Source organism: Maricaulis sp. MIT060901 (genome assembly GCF_047123815.1).
GTDB lineage: Bacteria > Pseudomonadota > Alphaproteobacteria > Caulobacterales > Maricaulaceae > Maricaulis.
The window spans coordinates 1,732,065-1,751,929 of record NZ_CP138920.1; the positions used below are offsets into that span (position 1 = coordinate 1,732,065).

General features: G+C 60.9%; 22 protein-coding genes. 12 read left to right on the top strand and 10 right to left on the bottom strand.

Translation table 11 applies throughout. The features are described from left to right. Nucleotides 1-4: 4 nt before the first annotated feature. Entirely contained in the window at nucleotides 5-751 is a 747-nt protein-coding gene (locus SIC17_RS08535; protein ID WP_291891009.1) for a DUF1223 domain-containing protein, read from the top strand. 12 nt (nucleotides 752-763) lie between these two features. Here the strand turns inward: SIC17_RS08535 and SIC17_RS08540 are convergent, their stop codons facing one another. Together SIC17_RS08540 and SIC17_RS08545 are read right to left on the bottom strand one after the other, a co-directional pair. Continuing rightward, nucleotides 764-1,315, bottom strand: a complete 552-nt coding sequence (locus SIC17_RS08540; RefSeq protein WP_291891010.1) for an ActR/PrrA/RegA family redox response regulator transcription factor — start codon at nucleotides 1,313-1,315, stop codon at nucleotides 764-766. A gap of 33 nt (nucleotides 1,316-1,348) precedes the next feature. Continuing rightward, a complete protein-coding gene (locus SIC17_RS08545) occupies nucleotides 1,349-2,671 on the bottom strand; it encodes an ActS/PrrB/RegB family redox-sensitive histidine kinase (RefSeq protein ID WP_291891011.1) in 1,323 nt (440 codons plus the stop codon). A gap of 134 nt (nucleotides 2,672-2,805) precedes the next feature. Here SIC17_RS08545 and SIC17_RS08550 point away from each other — a divergent pair, with 134 nt between their 5' ends. Continuing rightward, entirely contained in the window at nucleotides 2,806-3,498 is a 693-nt protein-coding gene (locus SIC17_RS08550) for an SCO family protein (RefSeq protein ID WP_412545089.1), read from the top strand. A 39-nt stretch (nucleotides 3,499-3,537) separates the two neighbouring features. Further along, nucleotides 3,538-4,800, top strand: a complete 1,263-nt coding sequence (locus tag SIC17_RS08555) for a polyhydroxyalkanoate depolymerase (RefSeq protein ID WP_412545090.1) — start codon at nucleotides 3,538-3,540, stop codon at nucleotides 4,798-4,800. A gap of 63 nt (nucleotides 4,801-4,863) precedes the next feature. Here the strand turns inward: SIC17_RS08555 and SIC17_RS08560 are convergent, their stop codons facing one another. Both SIC17_RS08560 and SIC17_RS08565 read right to left on the bottom strand, forming a co-directional pair. Then, on the bottom strand, nucleotides 4,864-6,462 hold the full coding sequence (locus SIC17_RS08560) for a hypothetical protein (RefSeq protein ID WP_412545091.1): 1,599 nt from the start codon (nucleotides 6,460-6,462) through the stop codon (nucleotides 4,864-4,866). 77 nt (nucleotides 6,463-6,539) lie between these two features. Beyond that, on the bottom strand, nucleotides 6,540-8,561 hold the full coding sequence (locus SIC17_RS08565) for a transglycosylase domain-containing protein (protein ID WP_412545092.1): 2,022 nt from the start codon (nucleotides 8,559-8,561) through the stop codon (nucleotides 6,540-6,542). Between the two features lie 125 nt (nucleotides 8,562-8,686). Between SIC17_RS08565 and SIC17_RS08570 the strand changes: the two genes are divergently transcribed. Further along, entirely contained in the window at nucleotides 8,687-8,875 is a 189-nt protein-coding gene (locus SIC17_RS08570; RefSeq protein ID WP_291891016.1) for a hypothetical protein, read from the top strand. On the opposite strand, the gene SIC17_RS08575 is transcribed toward SIC17_RS08570, so the two are convergent. Further along, complete coding sequence (locus SIC17_RS08575; RefSeq protein WP_412545093.1) at nucleotides 8,869-10,707, bottom strand: cation:proton antiporter; 1,839 nt, start codon at nucleotides 10,705-10,707, stop codon at nucleotides 8,869-8,871. The two genes, SIC17_RS08570 and SIC17_RS08575, sit on opposite strands and share 7 nt — an antisense overlap. An 81-nt stretch (nucleotides 10,708-10,788) precedes the next feature. On the opposite strand from SIC17_RS08575, the gene SIC17_RS08580 reads away from it, so the two are divergent. Beyond that, nucleotides 10,789-11,034, top strand: coding sequence for a hypothetical protein (locus SIC17_RS08580; protein WP_412545094.1), 246 nt, complete (start codon nucleotides 10,789-10,791; stop codon nucleotides 11,032-11,034). 9 nt (nucleotides 11,035-11,043) lie between these two features. Here the strand turns inward: SIC17_RS08580 and SIC17_RS08585 are convergent, their stop codons facing one another. Further along, a complete protein-coding gene (locus tag SIC17_RS08585; protein ID WP_412545095.1) occupies nucleotides 11,044-11,574 on the bottom strand; it encodes a hypothetical protein in 531 nt (176 codons plus the stop codon). A gap of 81 nt (nucleotides 11,575-11,655) precedes the next feature. After that, nucleotides 11,656-12,678 carry a YeiH family protein gene (locus SIC17_RS08590; RefSeq protein ID WP_412545096.1) on the bottom strand — a complete coding sequence of 341 codons (1,023 nt, stop codon included), beginning with the start codon at nucleotides 12,676-12,678 and terminating at the stop codon, nucleotides 11,656-11,658. Between the two features lie 140 nt (nucleotides 12,679-12,818). Between SIC17_RS08590 and SIC17_RS08595 the strand changes: the two genes are divergently transcribed. After that, nucleotides 12,819-13,226: a DUF4345 domain-containing protein gene (locus tag SIC17_RS08595; RefSeq protein WP_412545097.1), complete on the top strand. Its 408-nt coding sequence runs from the start codon at nucleotides 12,819-12,821 to the stop codon at nucleotides 13,224-13,226. Between the two features lie 52 nt (nucleotides 13,227-13,278). Here SIC17_RS08595 and SIC17_RS08600 read toward each other — a convergent pair whose 3' ends face one another. Next, nucleotides 13,279-13,491, bottom strand: coding sequence for a cold-shock protein (locus SIC17_RS08600; protein ID WP_291891022.1), 213 nt, complete (start codon nucleotides 13,489-13,491; stop codon nucleotides 13,279-13,281). Nucleotides 13,492-13,782: 291 nt separating this feature from the next. On the opposite strand from SIC17_RS08600, the gene SIC17_RS08605 reads away from it, so the two are divergent. Both SIC17_RS08605 and SIC17_RS08610 read left to right on the top strand, forming a co-directional pair. Beyond that, nucleotides 13,783-14,394, top strand: a complete 612-nt coding sequence (locus tag SIC17_RS08605; protein WP_412545098.1) for a hypothetical protein — start codon at nucleotides 13,783-13,785, stop codon at nucleotides 14,392-14,394. Nucleotides 14,395-14,477: 83 nt separating this feature from the next. Beyond that, the gene (locus tag SIC17_RS08610) at nucleotides 14,478-14,693 is read left to right on the top strand and encodes a hypothetical protein (RefSeq protein ID WP_412545099.1); all 216 of its coding nucleotides are present in this window, start codon (nucleotides 14,478-14,480) and stop codon (nucleotides 14,691-14,693) included. On the opposite strand, the gene SIC17_RS08615 is transcribed toward SIC17_RS08610, so the two are convergent. After that, nucleotides 14,690-14,863, bottom strand: coding sequence for a hypothetical protein (locus tag SIC17_RS08615; protein WP_412545100.1), 174 nt, complete (start codon nucleotides 14,861-14,863; stop codon nucleotides 14,690-14,692). The two genes, SIC17_RS08610 and SIC17_RS08615, sit on opposite strands and share 4 nt — an antisense overlap. Before the next feature lie 141 nt (nucleotides 14,864-15,004). Here SIC17_RS08615 and SIC17_RS08620 point away from each other — a divergent pair, with 141 nt between their 5' ends. The 4 genes from SIC17_RS08620 to SIC17_RS08635 all read left to right on the top strand — a co-directional run bounded on the left by SIC17_RS08620 (nucleotide 15,005) and on the right by SIC17_RS08635 (nucleotide 18,540). Next, nucleotides 15,005-16,024, top strand: coding sequence for an aspartate-semialdehyde dehydrogenase (locus tag SIC17_RS08620; RefSeq protein ID WP_412545101.1), 1,020 nt, complete (start codon nucleotides 15,005-15,007; stop codon nucleotides 16,022-16,024). 77 nt (nucleotides 16,025-16,101) lie between these two features. Further along, complete coding sequence (gene rarD, locus SIC17_RS08625) at nucleotides 16,102-17,007, top strand: EamA family transporter RarD (RefSeq protein ID WP_412545102.1); 906 nt, start codon at nucleotides 16,102-16,104, stop codon at nucleotides 17,005-17,007. After that, nucleotides 17,004-17,963 (top strand): alpha/beta fold hydrolase, encoded by a 960-nt coding sequence (locus SIC17_RS08630; RefSeq protein ID WP_291891026.1) that lies wholly within the window; start codon nucleotides 17,004-17,006, stop codon nucleotides 17,961-17,963. Before rarD ends, SIC17_RS08630 begins: the two co-directional genes overlap by 4 nt. Nucleotides 17,964-18,087: 124 nt before the next feature. Next, complete coding sequence (locus tag SIC17_RS08635) at nucleotides 18,088-18,540, top strand: hypothetical protein (protein WP_412545103.1); 453 nt, start codon at nucleotides 18,088-18,090, stop codon at nucleotides 18,538-18,540. A 180-nt stretch (nucleotides 18,541-18,720) separates the two neighbouring features. On the opposite strand, the gene SIC17_RS08640 is transcribed toward SIC17_RS08635, so the two are convergent. Then, nucleotides 18,721-19,860: a serine hydrolase domain-containing protein gene (locus tag SIC17_RS08640; RefSeq protein ID WP_291891028.1), complete on the bottom strand. Its 1,140-nt coding sequence runs from the start codon at nucleotides 19,858-19,860 to the stop codon at nucleotides 18,721-18,723. Nucleotides 19,861-19,865 lie beyond the last annotated feature (5 nt).

The window sequence follows — 19,865 nt, forward strand, 5'->3', positions numbered from 1 at the left end:
TCGCATGCGTTTGTTATCGCTCATACTTGCCACCTTCGTTTTCGCAGCCATTTCAGCGCCTGCGAAAGCCGGGGATGATTGTGACAACCGCCCTGTCCTGGTTGAGCTTTTCACCAGCCAGGGCTGTGGCCTGTGCCCGGAAGCCAACCGTTATCTCGGTGAGCTGGACCAGCGCCATAATGTCTTTGTTCTCGCCTATGCGGTGTCCTACTGGGACATGTATGGCTGGACTGACACCTTTGCCCGTCCGGAATATGTGCACCGTCAGCGTGCCTATCTGCCGCGACTGGATGTTCCGCGGCTTTACACGCCGCACTTCGTCGTGGATGGCGTGATGGATGCGCCGGGCTGGGATCGTGACCAGGTATCCGATGCCGTCACGGATCGTCTCAACGCCATGCCGGAAAGCCCGGATCTCTCGATCGAGGACGGACCGTTCGGCTCCTATATCGTGCACCTGGACGGAGGGGCGCCTGAAGAGGCGCTGGATGTCTGGCTGGTCGCCTACAAGCCGGGCTGGGCCACGGTCGAGATCGGTGGCGGCGAGAATGCCGGCACGGAAATGCTCCACTATAACATGGTGAAGTCCATCAGTTATCTGGGCAGCTGGAGCGGCGGCGAAGCCGAGCTCGTAGGCGAGAGCTTCCGCCACTATGGCACGGTGGCCATCGTGCAGGGCGCCAATGGCGGCCCGATCTACGCCTATGCCCACGCCGGCATGTCCGCCAGCGAAGGCGGCCGGACTTACTGATCTGGCAGCGAATTACCGCGGCGCGCGCTTGGCGAGGATGCGCTGCAGCGTGCGACGGTGCATGTTCAGCCGGCGAGCGGTTTCCGAGACATTATGGTCACACAGCTCGAACACACGCTGGATGTGTTCCCAGCGCACGCGGTCTGCAGACATCGGGTTTTCCGGCGGTTCCGGCTTGTCGTCAGGGTGGGCGAGCAGCGCCTTGATAATGTCATCTGCGTCGGCAGGCTTGGAGAGATAGTCGACCGCACCGGCTTTCACAGCAGCAACCGCCGTAGCGATATTGCCGTAACCGGTCAGCATGACGACGCGACAGTCTGGGCGTGAGGCGTGCAGGCTTTTGACCACTTCCAGACCGTCGCCATCCTGCAGGCGCAGGTCACAAACGGCGAAAGCCGGTGGGTTGGCGCGTGCGACTTCCTTGGCCTCATCCACTGTCCCGACAGCAGAAACGATGAAACCGCGGCCCGTCATCGCCCGTCCCAGACGTGTGCGGAAAGGGGCATCATCGTCCAGGATCAGAAGGCTCTTGTCCTCGGGCAATTCGTATTCGATGTCGCTCACAGTCAAACCTCTTTGAGTTTGTTCGGTCTCTTACTAGCGGAGGATTGGTCCCGCCTCCACCTTCTCGCGCGGCCAGACAATCGTGACCAAAGCCCCGCCAGCCGCGCTGGAATTTTCGAAGCGGACGATGCCGCCGGTCTTTTCGATCATCGTCTTGGCGATGAAAACACCCAATCCCAGTCCACCCTGGCCCGGTGTTCCCGACCGAGTCGTGACATAAGGCTCTCCGATCTTCGACAAGATCTCCAAGGTGAAGCCCGGGCCGTCATCGAGAATGGTCACGGTCAGGTCCGTATCGCTCCACTGCCCTTCGACGGTCACACGCGTGGCCGCGAAATCCACCGCATTCTCGATGAAATTACCAATACCATATAGCAATTCCGGGATGCGACGCAGGACCGGTTCCGTGGCGTTTTCGAGGCCCTCGAGATGGACATCCACCATCGGACCCATGCCGCGCAGAGGTGCGGCCGCCTCTTCCAGAGCAGCCAGGAATTCGACCCGGTCATGGCGCTCGTCAGAGGCTGTTTTCTCGGCCGTCAGACGCTTCAAAATGTCGCGACACCGCCGCGCCTGGGTCACCAGGAGCTCTGCATCCTCGCGTAGGATTTCATCGTCCTTCAGCTCGCGCATCATTTCCTTCGCGGTGAGCTGAATGGTCGCCAGCGGTGTGCCCAGCTCGTGAGCCGCAGCGGCGGCCAGTGCGCCCAGAGCTGAAAGGCGCTGTTCGCGCGACAGGACGCTCTGGGTGGCCGCCAGAGCGGTGGCCATGGAACGTCCCTCCTGGCTGACCCGCCAGGAATAGACAGCCGTGAACGCGACCGCGACAAAGATGGCTGCCCACAGGCCGGTGATATACATGCCCGGAAGGGTCAGCTCTTCGCCGCCCAACCACGGCAGCGGCAGGCTCCACAGCCACATCGCGCCGGTGCCGGTCATGGCGGTGCCGGCGACGGGCAGCGACCAGCGCGGCGGCAGGGCGGCGACGGCAATGGTCACAGGCGCTGCCAGCATGACGACGAATGGGTTCTGCAAACCACCGGTCAGCATCAACAGGACGCAAAGCTGCAGCACGTCATAGGCCAGCTGCGCGAAAGCCTGCCAGTCCTGCGCGAATTGCTGCGGCTGCACGGCGAGGGTCAGCCAGGTGTTGATCCACGCGCTGGTCAGGATGACACCCAGACAGAATCCAAGCGGTAATTCGAAACCGAGCCCAAAGTGCACAAGCAGTACGGTCAACGTCTGCCCCACGACCGCCAGCCAGCGCAACATGACCAGTGTACGCAGGCGCAAGCGGCCGAACACCGGTGTCAGGTGGGCGTCACCGCCATAGGGATCCCAATCTGCATCACTCATATTCGATCCTGTACATTTCCGTCATGCTTGATGGACATATCAGGTCGCCGCGCCTACTTTCGCACTTGCAGCAATCTCGGCTATGTTTCGGCATAACATGCTTTGCCGAAACTCGAACAGCTCAAGGACGATCAATGCAGTCTCTGTTGGAAGCAATGCGTAACGGCCTCGGCCGTCTGGCCGGTGCACTCGCCGGCAACCGCGCCTGGGTCTGGTTTCTCCTGGCCGCCCCGATGGTGATGATGCTGACCTTCCTGATGCTGGCCGCGCGAGACCAGGGGCAGGGTGACACTGTGGTGCGCCCAGCCGCGGTTCGTGTGAGTGGCGAGGCCGATATCGGCGGTCCGTTCACCCTTGTTGATCACACCGGTGCAACGGTTACGGAGCAGACCTATCGCGGTCGTCCGATGCTGATCTATTTCGGCTATACCTATTGCCCTGATATCTGCCCCTATTCGCTGCAATTGCTGGCCATTGCGCTGGATCAGATGCCTGAAGAGGAGTGGGCACAGTTCCAGCCTATTCTGATCACTGTTGATCCCGAGCGGGACACGGTGGAAGCGATGGCGCAATACGTCACCTCCAACGCCTTTCCCGACGGCCTGATCGGCCTGACCGGAACCCAGGAGCAGGTTGCTGCGGCGGCCCAGGCCTATCGTGTGGCCTATCGCCGTGCGGGTGAGGGAGATGATTATCTGATGGATCACTCGTCCATCGTCTATCTGATGAATTCGGAAGGGCGTTTTGTAGACATTTTCACCGACGGGTTTGACCCGGCGATGGCGGCCCAGCGTCTGCAAGACTTCCTTGAGGAAGAAGGCGCATAATCACGCACACAAGATGCGGACTGCGCTGCGGGAGGCTTGATGCTTTACAGTGTGTACGAAATGAACCGCCTGGCGATGACGCCATGGCGTGCCGCCGCCAATGCGACACGCCGCATGATGCGCGCGCCGTGGAACCCGATGGGTGAAACGGTTGCCGGACGCACCATGGCGGCTGCAGCCGAGCTGTTCGAGTCTGTAACCCGGCGTTACGGCAAGCCTGAATGGATGATCGACAACACGCTGATCCATGGTCACACCGTTGCCGTCGAGGAAGAGGTCGTCTGGTCGGATTCCTGGTGTGACCTCCTGCATTTCCGCCGTGATCCCCAGGCCCTGGTCGAAGCGCGCGGCAAGCGTGAGGATCGCAAGGTCCTGTTCGTGGCGCCGATGTCCGGACACTACGCCACCCTGTTGCGGGGTACGGTCGAGACCTTCCTGCCGGATTGCGAGGTCTACATCACGGACTGGCAGGATGCGCGCATGGTGCCAGTCAGTGAAGGTCGTTTCGATCTCGATGATTTTGTCGCCTATATCCGCAGGATGATTGCCTTTGTCGGACCAGACGTGCACGTGGTTGCTGTCTGTCAGCCGGGCCCGCCGACCCTGTCTGCGATTGCGCTGATGGCCGAGGACAAGGATCCAGCGCGTCCGGCGTCGATGACCTTCATGGGCTCGCCGATTGATACACGCAAATCTCCGACAGCTCCGAATATCCTGGCGGAGGAAAAGCCGTTCGACTGGTTCGCCCAGAATCTGATCCACACCGTGCCCGCGCCCAATCCGGGTGCGCTGCGCCGGGTCTATCCGGGCTTTCTGCAGCTGGCGGGCTTCATGAACATGAATCTCGACCGGCATGTCGACGCCCATTGGAATTTCTACAATCACCTTGTTGAGGGTGATGGCGACAGCGCTGAAAAACATCGTGTCTTCTACGATGAATACCTGGCGGTTATGGACCTGTCCGAGGAGTTCTACCTTCAGACGATCAGCGACGTGTTCCAGGAACACAAGCTGGCGCGCGGGATCCAGGAGCATCACGGTCGCCGCGTTGATGTCAGCGCCATCGAGGACATTGCCCTGCTCACCGTGGAAGGCGAGCGCGATGATATCTCCGGTATCGGCCAGACCCAGGCGGCGCATGATCTGTGTACCAACCTGCCTGAAGAGCTCCAGCTGGACTGGGTGCAGCCGGAAGTCGGCCATTACGGTGTCTTCAATGGTCGCCGCTTCCGCGAGCAGATTGCGCCCCGCATGCGCGATTTCTGGGACGAGAAGGGTGGCGCAGCTCTCAAGCGCCGCTGAGACCACGTCCTAAGCAACAAAAAAGGCCCGCCAATCGGCGGGCCTTTCTGTTTGGGTGCGGTATCAGTCCGCCGGGTCGGCCGAGACGCTGATGCCGAGGCGATCAATATTCGGCTCGTCCTGTTCGACAATCATCATCATGTCACCAACCGTCGTCGGGCTGGTCGGACGCATGCCCACGGTGACAGATCCCCCATTGTTGAGGAAACCGGAAACGGCCGTCGTCAGCTCCGTCATCAGGGGCGCCGGGACAAGCGGGCCAGCGCTGGCTGCGCCCAGCAGGACGAGAGCGGACGCCTGGGCGCGCGCCTGTTCCGGAGCGATACCCTGCTGGCTCGCCATGGCACCGAAAGCACGATCCAGGATCGACTGGTCGGTGATGGAAAGGGAGAACTCATTCACTTGCAGGGCCGACATGGCGGCCATGGCTGCGTCCTCGGCTGCATCCTCGCCATGTTCAGCTGCCTCGGCGACCATCTCTGCCATGAGGGCGGTGTACTCGTTATAACCCTCGACGTCCTGGCTGAAGTCGATGCGGAAAGCGTCCTCGACCACATAGTAATTGTCGCCATCGGTGTAGGCGCGGCCGCGCTCGGGCTGGTAGACCGTGTTGGTGACCGCGTGCATGTTCAGCTCGCTATAGCCAAGCATCATCAGGCCAGCGGCGATCTGGGCGCCATTTTTATGTTCGGCATCAGCGCTGAAATGCAGACGCTCTACTGTGGCGCTGGAGTGAACATCACCACGACGTTCCACATTTTCAGCCGTCATTGACGCCAGCGACAGCTCAATACCGCCGGCATTGAGCGCGAAATCACTCAGTACGAATTCCGAGAAAATGGCCGCCGGGTTCACGGTGGCTGCATTCATGTAGGAATTCATGAAAGCCGGCATATTGTCGTTTTCAATCGCCGTGAACCACTCATCCGTGGTGTCTGTGCTGATGCCTTCCACGCGAATTTCGCCCAGCGAGACATGGACCGGCTCATCGCCATCCTGTGTGTCGACCAGGAGGTCGTTCATCTCGAAACGGGCGGTATTCGAGCGGTCGTCGGCTTCAAGCACCATGGACCCGAGGCTCACCGTGGTCATCTCATCGCTCTCATCGACGACGCGCAGCCCGCGCAGGGCGACGCGATCGAACGGATTCTCACCCAGCTCGATATCTTCGTCGTCACCTTCGCCGAGATTGGCAAATCCCTCCGCGATCATGGCTGCGAATTCTGCATTCGGACCAACAATCTCGATCAGATCAATGGACACACCCTCACCGTCATCACCCGACGCGCTCATCCCGGACATCGAGAACGCGTCGAACATGACCCGACCGTCCGACGCGAGGCGGGGAGCGGAGAAGCGCATCTCGTCGACATGCAGTTCTTCGCCATCGAAATTGACGTTGAAATCATCTTCCCCGTCCTTGGCGGCTTCGCCGTTATCATCGTCATCCATGTGGAAGACGACGTTGGTGAAGATGTAATCGCCGCCGGAAAAGCGGCCGCGATCGAATGAAATTTCATTGACGTCAGATGTGTCCAGACCCATTGCGGCAATGGCTGCCTGGGCATCGGAACGACTCACGCGTGTCTGCGCCTCTGATACGGCGGAAAAAGACACGGCCAGAACCATGGCCGAAACGCTGGAAGCAAAAAGGGTTCGCACTGTTCTCTCCCTCGAAGTCACGAATTCAGTAGGGGCATACTACGTGACGTAGAGAGAAGCGGGCGGGGGAACGTCTCTCAGTTATTCCCGCCCAATCCAGAAAGGAAGGCTCCGATCAGATCCCGTTCCTCTTCCTCGGGCTCATCGGCCGGTTGGCTCGCATCAACCGCGGCCTCAGCCTGCATCAGCGTTGCGGACAGAGCATCGAGCGCGGTGCTGGTTGGGTCGGAAGCGAGCCCAGTGCGGGGCGTGTCGATCATATAGCGGTTGAAGATCGTGGCCGGAGTACTTCCGCCGGTTGCCCGTTCGGTCGGGGCGTTATCGTCATTACCGGTCCAGACGACGGTGACCAGGTCTGCGCTGAAACCGGCGAACCAGGCGTCGCGGAACTCGTTGGTCGTCCCGGTCTTGCCACCGATTTCCAGGCCCGGAACCGCGGCGCGTCGGCCGGTTCCCCAACTGGTCACGGCGGCGAACAGATCACGCATGTTGGAAAAGGTGCGCTGGTCCAGGACGCGCTCACCGGCCACAGGCGGAGCTTCATAGATGATTTCGCCGTCTGAGGTCTCGATCATCAAAATGCCATGCGCCTCGGCACGGCGGCCACCATTGGCAAAGGGCGCATAGGCTACAGCCATTTCCATCGGATTGACCTCATAGGCGCCCAGCGCCAGCGAGCGGTCGATGCGCAGATTGGTCTCGATCCCCATGCGCTCGGCCAGGCGGGCGATATGGCCACGCCCGGTTTCTTCGGCGATCTGGACGGCGATGGAGTTGGAGGAGCGGGCAAAGGCCTCGCGCAGGGTCATCTCGCCGCGATATTCGCCATTGTAGTTGGCAGGCTGCCAGTCGCCGACCGCGACCGGTGCGTCATCACGCAGATCGTCCGGGCGCAGCCCGGCTTCAAAGGCGCTGGCATAGACAAAGGCCTTGAAGGCGGAACCCGGCTGGCGCTGGGCCAGCAGGACGCGATTGTATTGGGAATGTGTATAGCTGCGACCGCCGACCATGGCGCGCACGGCACCATCATGGGCGAGCGAGATCAGAGCAGCCTCGCCGGCGCCCCGGGCCGCTTCGCTGTCTTCCAGCGTGCTGGCAACGGCGTTTTCGGCGGCACGCTGGGCGTCGACATCCAGCGTGGTCGTGATGCGCAGGTCGAGTTCGAAGTCCGGACCTACAATCTCGCGCACACGCGGTGCCAGCCAGTCGACGAAATATTGGGCACCCGGGCTGGAGGCGCCACGGGAAACACGGATCGGGGTCGCTGCAGCGTCATAACGCTCGTTGGCCGAAATGCGCCCGGTCTGTTCCATCAGGTCCAGCACCACGGTCGCGCGAGCCGCCGCACGTTCGGCATCGCTGACGGGGCTGTAGCGCGACGGGGCCTTGAGCAAGCCTGCCAGCAGGGCAGATTCGCCCAGGTTGAGCTCGCTGATGGATTTGCCGAAATAGCGCATCGAGGCAGCTTCCACGCCCCAGGCGCCGCCTCCGAAATAGACGCGGTTGAGATAAAGCTCGAGGATCTCGTCCTTGGAAAAGCGGTTCTCCAGCCAGAAGGCCAGCATCATCTCCTGCACCTTTCGGCGCATCGTGCGCTCCGGCGTCAGGAACAGGTTCTTGGCCAGCTGCTGGGTCAGGGTGGAGCCACCCTGGACGACCCGGCCCGCGCGCAGATTGGCCCACAGCGCGCGGGCTGTGCCGCGGACATCAACGCCGAAATGATCATAGAAACGACGATCCTCGACTGCGAGGACAGCATCGACCAGATAGGGCGGCAGGTCATCGACTTCAGCGACGCGCCCATGAGCCGAACCCCGGCGCGCGATCAGTCGGCCATTCTGGTCGTAAAAGGCAATGGACGGCGTACGCTCGACTTCAGTGAGCCCCGAGGTGTCCGGCAGATCGCGGGCAATCGAAACGAGCCAGACGCCCAGCGCAACCGAGACAATCAGTGCGGCTACCGCGCCCAGTTTGAACAGGCGACCGATGAGGCTGGGCTGGCTGCGGGACTTGCGGCGGCGGGCAGTGGCTCGGCGCTGGGCAGGCGTGCGGCGTCGCTCGCTGCTGGGGCGTCGGTTCTGGACCGGCTTGCGTGCCATGGGAATTCCCGCTTGAGACCTGTGTTTACATGCATCCAACAGGGTTAATTCGGGATGAATCGGACCCTTAGCGCTTGCGCTCGAAGACAAGCCCGGTCACGATGCTGACAAACAGGGGCATCAAGATGACCATCAAGCGTTCTTTTCTGGTTCTTGCCGCAGCTTTTGCTGCGGCCAGCCTGTCGGGCTGTATTGCAATTTACGAGGGCGAGGACGCAGTTTGCCCGCATGGTGACCCCAATGAAGCGAGCTGGCCCTATTGTGGTCCGGCCGAGCCGGGTGGTCTGCCTAATGATGACGGCCCGCGTTACTGATCCTCGTCCTGCGGCGGAGCAAATCTGATCAACAGGGTTCCCGGCGTATCCGGGAGCGGTTTGCCGCTTCCGAGCAGGTGAAGTTTACCATTTGGCAGTTGTGCCAGAACGATGTCGCCTGCACTTGCGGGCTCTGCCAGACAATCTTCCAGCGTATAGCTTTCCGATAGGCGCGTGGCCCTGAATGTCCAGCCCTGCCACCAGTCTCGGGCCAGTCCTTCATATCCTCGACCCTTGCGGATGAGCGTGCGGCCCCGCGCGGTATATACGATGGCGCGGGGGTCCTCGTCCGGAGCCTTGTCGCTGGCTTTGCCGTCAAAGCCAGACAGCTGGAACACCCGGCTGCGACCCAGTTCCGGCGCATATTCCACACAGACCAGGGCGTTGTAGGCATCATTGTGGGTGGCTGACAAAAGGGCTGCGAAACGCGCGGGTTCCAGTCGCCAGTCCGCGGTTTCTGACAGGACTTCACCGTAATAGATGTCATGCCCGTTGAGCCGGGCCTGGCGCAGGCGCCGCCAGCCGATATCGGCAACGGTGACGGGGATATCCTGGGCCTTCAGCGCGTCGGCAAGGCCGAGACTCCACGGATTGGCACCGACGATCAGAAGCCGTTCCGGTCCGTCCTGGGACAGGCCGAGCAGTTTCGCCAGCGGGGCTACGGCAAACCCGCAGCCGAACACGCTGATGAAGATGGTCATGAACACAAGTGGCGCCAGGATAGCGGCGTCTTCACGTCCCACTGCAGCCAGCGAGGCCGCGAGGTGGCCGGCCGCGGCGGCTGCCACAACGCCGCGCGGTCCAACAACACCGATGAAGGTGGTTTCCTTGAGATCCAGTCCGGACTTGAACGTGGCCAGCGCAACCGAGAGCGGGCGAACGATGAGCATGAAGACGGCGATGAAGGCAAAATGCTGCGGACCGAGCGCGGAGAGGTCTTCCGGGCTGAGGTCTGCGGCGAGCACCACGAACACGCTGGCAACCAGGATGGCAGCGATGCCTTCCTTGAAGCGGCGCATTTCCTCGATCGAGGCGAGCCGCGAATTGGCGACGACGAGGCCGAAGATGGCAACTGCAACCAGGCCTGTCTCGGAGGCGAGTTGTTCAGCGGCAGCGAAACAGACCAGCACGGCGGCCAGAACCAGCGGTGCTTTCATTGGCTCGGGTACGAGACCGCGGCGGAAGGATTGCGACAGGCCAAGACCGAAGGCGAAGCCCATCAATCCACCGATCAACGCGCCCATGGTCAGGAAGCCGGCTGCGGCGACCCAGTCATGACCCAGCGCGTTCTGGCGGATGGCCTCGAACATGAAAACCGCGCCCAGGGCGCCAATCGGGTCATTGACGATGCCTTCCCATTTCAGCACTGAGGCGATGCGCGGTGGCAGCTTGGCCTGGCGCAGCAAGGGCAGGACGACGGTTGGACCGGTTGTGGTCAACAGCGCGCCGATCATGAAGGAAATGTCCCAGGCCAGCCCGGCGACAAAATGCAGGGCAATGGCCGTCAGCCCCCAGCCCAGCGGGAAGCCGAGAAATACCATGCGCCGCACCGGCGCGGATGCATCGCGCAGCTCGCGGAAATTCAGGGTGATACCACCCTCGAACAGGATCACCGCCACTGCCAGGGCGATCATGGGGCGGAGATATTCCTGGAAACTGGCCTGTGGATTGAGGATCGGTTCCCCAAACACCAGGCCGGCGATAGGCCCCAGCAACAGGCCGGCGCCCATCATCAGCACGATGGACGGCCAGCGCAGTCGCCAGGCCAGCCACTGGGCGACAATTCCTGAACCGGCGATGAGCGCGATAGTCAGCGTGAGGTCAGGCTGCATGTCTTTTAGTGATCTCGTCTGATGTCGCGTTTTGATGGGAGCACCGCCGCTGGGGCGATGCGTGATATCGGGGAGGCCAAGATGGACCAGTTACCCTATGAAGCACAGACTGCACTTGTTTCCGCTCTAGCCGCAACTCTGATCGGTGGATCCGTTTCCCTGTTGGGAACGTCAACGGTCGCGACAGCGGCCCGGCTGGCGGCGGAGTTCGCCATTCGTCGCCGTTTCATGATGGCGCTCGGCCTCGGGGCCGTAGGCGGCACCGGAGCCTGGTTTGGCGGACTGTTTGACGGGACCGCGTCCCAGGTCGCGATGCTGCTTGGCTAGCTTTGACAGCTATTCCTCATCATCAGGATCGGCGTGCACAAACTCAAAGCCGATCTCGCGATTGCCGTAGGCGCCATGTTCGAAATGGTCGGATTGTTCCTTGAACCAATCGACCAGGTGGTCCTCCAGCTGAGCGAAGAGTTCGGTCAGATCCGCTTCGCCCATCGGCAGGGCCAGCGAGAAATGGCGACCGCCCTCAATGCCGATATCCATGGCCGGGCCATTCTTGGAACAGGTCAGGACAAGGCGCAGCCAGTCACCAGAGCGCGAGACTTTCACGGCCAGGCCAAAACTGATCGGGCCCAGGGGCAGAAAGCCTGTCCCTGATACCGAAAACGCCCCACTCTGATAGGATTGTGGTGCCCAGGCGCCCTGCGGTGGCACCAGATACACGCACTTGCCCGGCCCACCGAGATAACGACAGAAACCGATGGCGACATTTTCGGCGACGGAGCGGATCTGGGCGTAGTTGTCCAGCGCCAGCTCGCCATATCGGGATGCGGCGTCAGCCAGATCATCAAATCGCTTGCGTTCGGTCATGTGGGCCTCCTGTTGGGGAGGAGCAGGCTAGAGTGTGTGCCCGGAATTTGGGAGGGGGCGTATCAGCCCTGTCTCCGGTCCCTATCCCGGCAACAATCCTGTCGAGCCGAGAAGCCACACGCTGGCGACCGCACTGAGGAGCAGGAAGAGCGTCGACAGAACAGCTACACCCATATGTTGCCAGCCCAGTTTCGCCAGGGATTTCAGAGAGGTCTTCACGCCCAGAGCGGCGATAGCGGTGATCAGCAGCCAGCGCGAGGTCGTATTGGCTGCATCGCTGACCACAGCTGGAATAAGGCCGACTGAATTGATGGTCATGATGAGCATAAAGCCGATGACAAAGAGCGGAATGTGTACACCGCTACCGTTATCTGTGTCCGAGGGGCGGCGATAGGCCAGGGCCAGCACCAGGACGACAACCGGCAACAAGGCGACGCGCAGGAGTTTCACGAAAACGGCGACGTCCCCGGTCGCGTCGGACGTTGCATAGCCCGCACCCACGACCTGGGCGACATCATGAATGCTGACACCGATCAGGAAGCCGATCTGGGCGTCGCTGCTGTGCAGGGCGGAAAACAGCAGGGGATAGGCGATCATTGCCAGGGTTGAGAGCGCTGTTACAGCCACCACGGTGAACAGGGTGTCGCGTTCGGCTTCTGCATTGCGCGGAAGAACGGCCGCAATCGCCAGCGCAGCGGACGCCCCGCAAATGGCCACGGCACCGCCGACCAGCAGGCCGAATTGTGTCGACCGGTCGAGCAGTTTTGCCAGCCCCCAGCCGGCCAGGAGGGTTGCCGCTACCAGGGCGGGTGTCAGAACCAGAGTTTGCGGGCCCAGCGACATCAGCTGGTCCAGGCTAACGCGCGCGCCCAAGAGCGCCACTCCGATACGCAGGAGCGTCGTCGAACAGAATTCGATTCCACCTATGCAGGCGTCTTCCTCGAACAGGAAATGCATCGCCATGCCCAGAAGAAGCGCAAACAACATCACCGGCGCGCCATAGTGCGAGGCCAGAAAGCTCGCTGCCAGGGCGATGACCACACAGACCCCGGTGCCGCGTGCCCGCGCCGTCAGATATTCCCTGGCTATTGTCAGTTGATGCATGCAGATCCAACCCCCAGACGCACAGATGCCACGGATACTTCGGTTTTGCACGGCTTGTGAGCGTGCCGCCACCGATGATGGTTGGCGGAGGGAAATTGGTCCATGCCTGCAAGTGCTTCAATTTCCCCGGGGGCAATATAATGATTTCACGTCTTTTTCTGGCACTGAATGCGATCGCGACCGGTTTGATTGCATTGGCCTATCTGTATGATCCCAACCTGTTGCTCGCGCGATACGGTTTGGAGACCGGCAGCCCGGGCATGGATAATATGCTGCGCTCGACCTATGGCGGACTCTACCTTGTCTTGGCAGCCCTTTTCGCAACCGGTGTGTTCGTCGCCAAGCGGCGGCGGGACGCGCTGATCTTTCTGCTTCTGTTTATGGGTGGCAACGCAATTGGTCGTACGGCGAGCATTGTTTTCGCCGGCATGCCGCCGCAAAGCATTATGCCCTTGCTGGCCTACGAGGTCGTGGTGGCTGTGGTCGCTGGCATTCTGGCCGTGCGTTCACAAAGCCGCGACAAGCAGGGCGTCCAGAGCGGACAATAAAAGAAGGCGCGAACCTTTCGGTTCGCGCCTTCTTTCATCCGAAAGGGTCGGATTAGTCAGCCAGCTGCAGGTTTACAGCTTTCGGACCCTTGCCACGCTTGTCGGGCTCGGTTTCGAAAGTGACCTTCTGGCCGTCTTCCAGGCCCGGGAGGCCGGAGGACTGAACAGCGGTGATGTGAACGAAGACGTCAGCGCCGCCCTCGTCCGGGGTGATGAAGCCAAAGCCTTTGCTTTGGTTGAAGAATTTGACCGTACCGTTGGCCATGGTGGGAACCTTCCCTGGATGCTACGCGCCGCGTCCGGGCGTACTTTTCGTGCGTGCTGCAGCGTCCTGCTGCACAATACGGACGTAAAAGTCGGGGAAGGCTGAGTTATTCTCATTCAGATCCGCACTCGAACGATCGGACCTGGTAGGCTATTCAGTATTCCGTCCGGCCCTTGGGCCGCCCGTGGGGACCAATGAGCATGCTTCCGTTCGGAACGCAAATGAAACTATTATGTTCAAAGCGTCGCAGCCTCTAGTTGGCGGGCGCTTTTGCCTAACCAGAGCGGACCAATGAGCCTGCACGACCGTAATCAATATATTCTCGCCTTGGCTGCACTTCTGTTCTCTGCCATCGCGATGGTGATCGCTTTTTTCGAGTTGCGCTCATCGGACAAACAGCTTGAGGCGAACGTCTGGCCCTACGTCGACATGAATCTCAATCTGGAGGCTGACACCTTTTCCCTCCAACTGGAAAACAAGGGTATGGGCCCCGCGCTGATCCATGAATTTCGGGTGCGCCTTGCCGGTGAGGAGGTCGTCAATGCGGTGGATCTGGTAGAGGCGGCGGGCTATGCGCTGGCCAATCTGTCCATGTCAACTGAGACAGTGCCTGACTCGGTCCTCGCTGTTGGCGAGGAACTGGTGGCTTTGCAGATTGATGCCGAAGGGATCGGTCTCAATCTGCGCGAGCTGATCTCTTCCATGGAAGTCGAGATCTGTTATTGCTCGCTGAACAATCAATGCTGGGACAATCGCGTTAGTCAGTCGTTCCGACGCAGCGTTGAGCAATGCGATTTCCAGCCCATCGATGTCGAGGGTGCCTTGCAGTATTTCGAAGACACCAATGACGATGCGGCGCCGGGTGCAGTGGATAACTCTACCGAAACCGAGGCGGATCAATGAGACGACGGCGTTTGCTCGAACGGTCGCAGCGAGCGCGTGAAACCCGCGACGGTCTCGGAGGCGGAGGTTTTAATCCTGCCGGCATGATCCGAATTGCCGGCTTTGGAGCGGCGATTGTCGTCGCCGTGGCCGTCTATGTCGGTTTCCACCGGGGCGGTGAGACGATCTATGACGGTCGCTGGGGCGTAATGGAGCGTCTCATTCGGCCGATCGTTTTTGGAGCCAATGCGCTGGAGCTGATGGCCCTGGTCTTCGCTGGGCTGATTGCCTGGCGCGTCTGGAAAAAGATGCAGGCTTAGAAATTATTGCTGTTGCGCACCTGGTTCATGGCGTCCGCGGCACGGCCATGCTCGTCGTCGGGTGTGCTCGCGGGGCCGCCCTTCCCGAACTTGGCCATGATCACGACAAAAATCGCGATAAAGATCAGGCCACCACCAAAGAACATACCGATAAGCACTAGCGGATCCATATTGTCCTCCCAGGTTGTATTTTGAAACCCTAGTGGCAGGAAAAGCATCCGTCCATGACTTCCGCTCTAGCCAGGTTGAAAGCATGGGGTTATTGGCAAGCCTCCAATGTTTGGAAAATTTGTGCGCGAAAGGATTGAATGATGGGTTTGAAGGTCGCGGTATTCGGTGCGACGGGCGCTGTCGGCAAGGAAATGCTCACAATCCTCGCGGAGCGTCTTTTCCCGGCCGAGGAGGTTTTTGCCCTCGCCAGCCGCAAGTCCATGGGCGTTGAACTCTCCTATGGTGAGCAGACGCTGGTCTGCCAGAATGCGGAAACCTTTGATTTCTCGAAAGTCGATCTGGTGCTGATGTCAGCCGGTGGCGACCCGTCGCGCGAATGGTCGCCGAAAATTGCGGCTGCCGGCGCCATTGTCATCGACAATTCCTCGGCCTGGCGCATGGACCCCGATGTCCCGCTGGTCGTACCGGAAGTGAACCCGGAAGCGCTCGATGGTGTGTCCCAGAAGGGCATCATTGCCAACCCGAACTGTTCGACCATTCAGCTGATGGTGGCGCTCAAGCCGATCCATGATCGTGCCAAGATCAAGCGGGTGAATTGTGCGACCTACCAGTCGGTGTCCGGCGGTGGCCAGGCGGCCATGGACGAGCTGTGGACGCAGACCAAGGGCATTTATGTCAACGATCAGGTCGAGCCGCAGGCCTTTACCAAGCAGATCGCCTTCAACGTCATTCCGCATATTGACACTTTCATGGATGACGGTGCCACCAAGGAAGAATGGAAAATGGTGGTCGAGACCAAGAAAATTCTCGATCCGTCCATCAAGCTGTTCGCCACCTGTGCCCGGGTTCCGGTCTTTGTCGGCCATTCCATCGCGGCCCACCTGGAGCTGGAAGAAGAGCTGTCGGCCGACGAGGCGCGTGAACTGCTGCGTGTCAGCCCCGGCCTGATGGTCGTCGACAAGCGCGAGGACGAAGGCTACGTCACCCCGGTTGAAAGCGTCGGCGAATTCGCGACGTTCGTTTCTCGCGTGCGCGAGGATCCGACCGTCGAGAACGGACTGGCCCTGTGGGTTGTGTCGGACAATCTGCGCAAGGGCGCAGCCCTCAACGCAGTCCAGATCGCGGAAGGCCTGCTCAATCGGGGCCTGCTGAAGGCTTGATGCGGCCTTTGTAACAAGAAGTGGGTCGCGCTTTGGTGCGGCCCTTCCTATGTGTGGGGCTCAAGTCGAGGAACCCCATGACCGCCATCGAGTCGCACAATCAACGCACGGCGCTTGCCGCAGGCCTGTCCGCCTATCTGATCTGGGGCGTCATCCCGCTCTTCTTCCAGGTGCTGGATTTTGCCTCGGCAGCCGAGGTGGTGATGCACCGGGTGATCTGGGCGGTGCCTGCGCTCGGGATTATCCTGGCAGCAGCCGGCAATCTGCGTGAAGCGACCACGGCCCTGCGCAATACACGCGTGCTGCTGACCCTGATCGCGACCTCCCTGATCATCTCCGTGAACTGGTTCGGCTTTACCTGGGCGGTGACCAATGGCCAGGTGCTGCAGGCCTCGCTGGGCTATTACATCAACCCGTTGATGAGCGTGGCCGTCGGCGTTGTCGTCCTGCGTGAACCGCTGGGGCCCTGGCGGATTGCTGCGATCGTGCTGGCGACGCTGGGTGTGCTCAACCTGATCATCGCCGGCGGGGAAGTGCCCTGGGTGGCGCTGATGCTGGCTACCAGTTTCACGGCCTATGGCTATTTGCGCAAAACCGTCGCGGTGGATGGTCGGGTCGGCCTGTTCTGGGAAGCGGTGATCATGACCCCCTTCATGCTGGCCGGGCTGTACTGGCTCGCCACCACGGGGGAGATGCATTTCTTTGACGGCGCCTATGAAGCGGCCCTGCTGATCTCGGCGGGTATCGTCACGGCCGTGCCGCTGATGTTCTACATCATCGGGGCGCGGGGCCTGCGCCTGTCGACCATGGGGATCATGCAATTCATTGCTCCGACCCTGCAATTTGTCATCGGCATGCTGGGCGGTGAACCTTTCACCACTGCGCACATGGTCACGTTTGGCTTGATCTGGGCGGGCGTTGCGACCTTTACTTACAGCCAGTTGCGGCGTCAGGGCCGCGAGCCAGCCACGGACGCGAAATGACTGATTTTCCTGCCCCGACCCGCATCAAGACCAATGGTATCGAGCTTTCCGTGCACCTGGCCGGACCCGAGGACGGGCAGCCACTGCTGCTGGCGCACGGCTGGCCGGAGCTGGCCTATTCCTGGAAGAACCAGATCGGGGTGCTAGCGGATGCCGGTTATCGCGTGATTGTGCCGGACCTGCGCGGCTTTGGTGGATCGGACTGTCCGACCGACAAGGCGTCCTACACCATGGACACCCTGGTGGCTGACCTGACCGGCCTGCTCGACGCGCTGGGGCATGAGACAGCCGTCTTTGTCGGCCATGACTGGGGCGGGATCATCATCTGGCACGCGGCCATGCTGGCCAAGGTGCGTGTGGCCGGCGCGATCGGGGTCAACACGCCGCATCTGCCGCGTGGCTCGGAGCCGCCTACCAATGCCTTTCGCGAAATGGGCGGCGATGATCACTACATCCTGCGTTTCCAGGAACCCGGTTACGCCGAGCGGATCTTCACCGGCCGCGAGGATGATTTCTTCGCCTTCATGATGGGCAAGCCACCCGCCGCAGACCGGCTGGATGAGCTTTACCCCCACATCACCCATATTCCGAAACTGTTCGAGACCTTCACCGGGCGCGACGAGGCTGACATTGTCGTTGGGCCGGCGGACCGTGTCTATTACGCGGAAGCCTACCGCAAGTCCGGGTTTTATGGCGGCATCAATCTTTACCGGAATTTCGATGCCAACTGGGAACGCATGGGTGGGGTGGACCACCGTCTTTCCATGCCCTGCCTGATGGTTTCGGCCGATGCTGATTTCATGTTGCCACCGAAACTGGCGGGCTGGATGCCAGCGCTCTGCAAGGACGTCGAATTCAACGTCATCGAAGGGTGTGGTCACTGGACGATGTGGGAGCATCCCGAGCAGTTGAACGCGATCATGCTGGACTGGCTGCAGCGGCGCTTTCCTGCCTAGGCGATTGTATATCGCGCTCAACTTGTCGACATTTTGGGTGTGGAAAAGAGTAAGTAAACGCAACTAATTATTGAAACTGCTGTCAGTGCACCATAATCGTGGGCGTTAGACGAACAGGCGTCCCATGGCGGCAGAGTATCTTACGACCATTAACCAGATAGACCGGCTGGCTATTCTTTCAGCAGAAGGCGCCGTCACGGTTGCAGGTCTCTACGAGGCCCAGGACAAGCTGCGGCTTCAGCCTGAATGGCGCGCTGATCTTGACCTGCTTGTTGTCTTCCAGGCTGGAACGAGCCTGGAGCGCATCGATTTTGGTGAAATCAGCCGGTACGCCGACATGTTTCGTCAGTGGAACAGGCGTTTCAGAACCGGGCCCCATCCGATGACCGCGGTCGTCACCGATGTCGGGATATTCAACGCCGCCTGCATGATCTGGGCAGCGTTGCGCCGGGACAACTGGTTGGTTGATGTGGCGTTTCATTCCTCTAAGGAAAGCGCGATGCACTGGATAAACTCCAGCCGCAAGCTTGATGTGCGCAAGAAGGCCGTTCTTTCAGGAGGGGCGCCGGTCGCCTGAAGGCCTGCACACATTTCCGGGCAAGGGGCCGCGCAAGGCGGCTAGTCACTGTCCTGATCCGCTGCAACAGGCCGGCGTGGACGTGCAGGTCAAGATGTTCGATGCCCGCAAGGATGCCTTGGGCTGGCTGATGCCGCCGCTGGATTGTGATCGCGATCAGCCCGAGCTTGAGCTCAGTCGCTAGAGGCAGCTGTAAACGGCTTCGATCAGTCGCATGGGGCGCGGGTCACCCGCCAGGAAATGCTGTTGGCGGTTCATCACATACGCGCCGGAGAGGCGATTGACCGGGTCTGCAAAGGCGCAAGATCCGCCCCATCCCGAATGTCCGACAGTCTCCGCCACCGGCCCATAGAGTTGTGAGCGCGAATTGTGCATTACGCCAGCCGCCCAGGACAGATCGAATGGCAGGACTTTGTCAGGCCCTGCGACCCGTTCTTCGACGAGAGATTCCAGTGTCGCTTCAGACAGGAAACGATTGCCGTCGAGCTTGCCGCCCATCGCGTAGATGCTCATCAATCGTGCCAGCGCGCCGGCCGTTGCGTGTGCATTCGCCGCCGGGAACTCGGCCATGCGCCATTCCTTCGCGCCGCGGCGACCCGGGGAAGACCAGGCTTTCAGGAAGGCCAGCTCGCGCACCGGATTGACCTCGCCCAGATCGGGCATTTGCCGTGGCATGGCGTGTTCAGCTGTGCGTGCGTGTTCGCTTTCGGGCAGTCCGACATGGAAATCAATGCCCTTGGGCCCACAGATTTCCTCGCGCAGAATGGCACCGATCGAGCGGCCGTCCGTCCGGCGCGCCAGCGCATCGGCGATGAAGCCATAGGTGACCGGATGATAGCCGGAGCCCTCGCCCAGCGGCCAGAGCGGTATCTGGCGAGCCAACTTGTCCTCGATCAGTGCGGCATCAAACCAGTCGCCCGCGTCCATCGGTTCGGAGATGCCCGAGAGTCCTGCCTGGTGCGAAAGTGCCTGGGCGACGGTGACACGTGATTTCCCGCCAGCGGCAAATTCCGGCCAGTAATCTGCAACCGGTGCGTCATAGTCCAACAGGCCACGATCGACCAGCTTGGCCATGACAAGCGCCGCGATCGCCTTGCCGGTCGAATAGACCGGTATCAGCGTGCTCGCCGTCCAGGGTGCCGTCTTCTTGCGATCGGCAAAGCCGGCATGAATGTTGATGACCCGCTCGCCATCGATGCGCAGGGCGAAACCGGCACCGATTTCGTCATACTGGCGCCAATTGTCGGCAAAGACATCGCGCACATGTTCAAAACCGGGCGCGACATGGCCGTGTACATCGGGAAGCGTCGTGTTTGTCATGCCCG

What these genes read in the sequence shown, in the direction of transcription:
- SIC17_RS08535 (WP_291891009.1), top strand. Translation starts at nt 5, where the DNA reads ATGCGTTTGTTATCGCTCATACTTGCCACCTTCGTTTTCGCAGCCATT.
- SIC17_RS08545 (WP_291891011.1), bottom strand. Translation starts at nt 2,671, where the DNA reads ATGAGTGATGCAGATTGGGATCCCTATGGCGGTGACGCCCACCTGACA.
- SIC17_RS08550 (WP_412545089.1), top strand. Translation starts at nt 2,806, where the DNA reads ATGCAGTCTCTGTTGGAAGCAATGCGTAACGGCCTCGGCCGTCTGGCC.
- SIC17_RS08555 (WP_412545090.1), top strand. Translation starts at nt 3,538, where the DNA reads ATGCTTTACAGTGTGTACGAAATGAACCGCCTGGCGATGACGCCATGG.
- SIC17_RS08565 (WP_412545092.1), bottom strand. Translation starts at nt 8,561, where the DNA reads ATGGCACGCAAGCCGGTCCAGAACCGACGCCCCAGCAGCGAGCGACGC.
- SIC17_RS08570 (WP_291891016.1), top strand. Translation starts at nt 8,687, where the DNA reads ATGACCATCAAGCGTTCTTTTCTGGTTCTTGCCGCAGCTTTTGCTGCG.
- SIC17_RS08575 (WP_412545093.1), bottom strand. Translation starts at nt 10,707, where the DNA reads ATGCAGCCTGACCTCACGCTGACTATCGCGCTCATCGCCGGTTCAGGA.
- SIC17_RS08580 (WP_412545094.1), top strand. Translation starts at nt 10,789, where the DNA reads ATGGACCAGTTACCCTATGAAGCACAGACTGCACTTGTTTCCGCTCTA.
- SIC17_RS08585 (WP_412545095.1), bottom strand. Translation starts at nt 11,574, where the DNA reads ATGACCGAACGCAAGCGATTTGATGATCTGGCTGACGCCGCATCCCGA.
- SIC17_RS08590 (WP_412545096.1), bottom strand. Translation starts at nt 12,678, where the DNA reads ATGCATCAACTGACAATAGCCAGGGAATATCTGACGGCGCGGGCACGC.
- SIC17_RS08595 (WP_412545097.1), top strand. Translation starts at nt 12,819, where the DNA reads ATGATTTCACGTCTTTTTCTGGCACTGAATGCGATCGCGACCGGTTTG.
- SIC17_RS08600 (WP_291891022.1), bottom strand. Translation starts at nt 13,491, where the DNA reads ATGGCCAACGGTACGGTCAAATTCTTCAACCAAAGCAAAGGCTTTGGC.
- SIC17_RS08605 (WP_412545098.1), top strand. Translation starts at nt 13,783, where the DNA reads ATGAGCCTGCACGACCGTAATCAATATATTCTCGCCTTGGCTGCACTT.
- SIC17_RS08610 (WP_412545099.1), top strand. Translation starts at nt 14,478, where the DNA reads ATGATCCGAATTGCCGGCTTTGGAGCGGCGATTGTCGTCGCCGTGGCC.
- SIC17_RS08615 (WP_412545100.1), bottom strand. Translation starts at nt 14,863, where the DNA reads ATGGATCCGCTAGTGCTTATCGGTATGTTCTTTGGTGGTGGCCTGATC.
- SIC17_RS08620 (WP_412545101.1), top strand. Translation starts at nt 15,005, where the DNA reads ATGGGTTTGAAGGTCGCGGTATTCGGTGCGACGGGCGCTGTCGGCAAG.
- rarD (WP_412545102.1), top strand. Translation starts at nt 16,102, where the DNA reads ATGACCGCCATCGAGTCGCACAATCAACGCACGGCGCTTGCCGCAGGC.
- SIC17_RS08630 (WP_291891026.1), top strand. Translation starts at nt 17,004, where the DNA reads ATGACTGATTTTCCTGCCCCGACCCGCATCAAGACCAATGGTATCGAG.
- SIC17_RS08635 (WP_412545103.1), top strand. Translation starts at nt 18,088, where the DNA reads ATGGCGGCAGAGTATCTTACGACCATTAACCAGATAGACCGGCTGGCT.
- SIC17_RS08640 (WP_291891028.1), bottom strand. Translation starts at nt 19,860, where the DNA reads ATGACAAACACGACGCTTCCCGATGTACACGGCCATGTCGCGCCCGGT.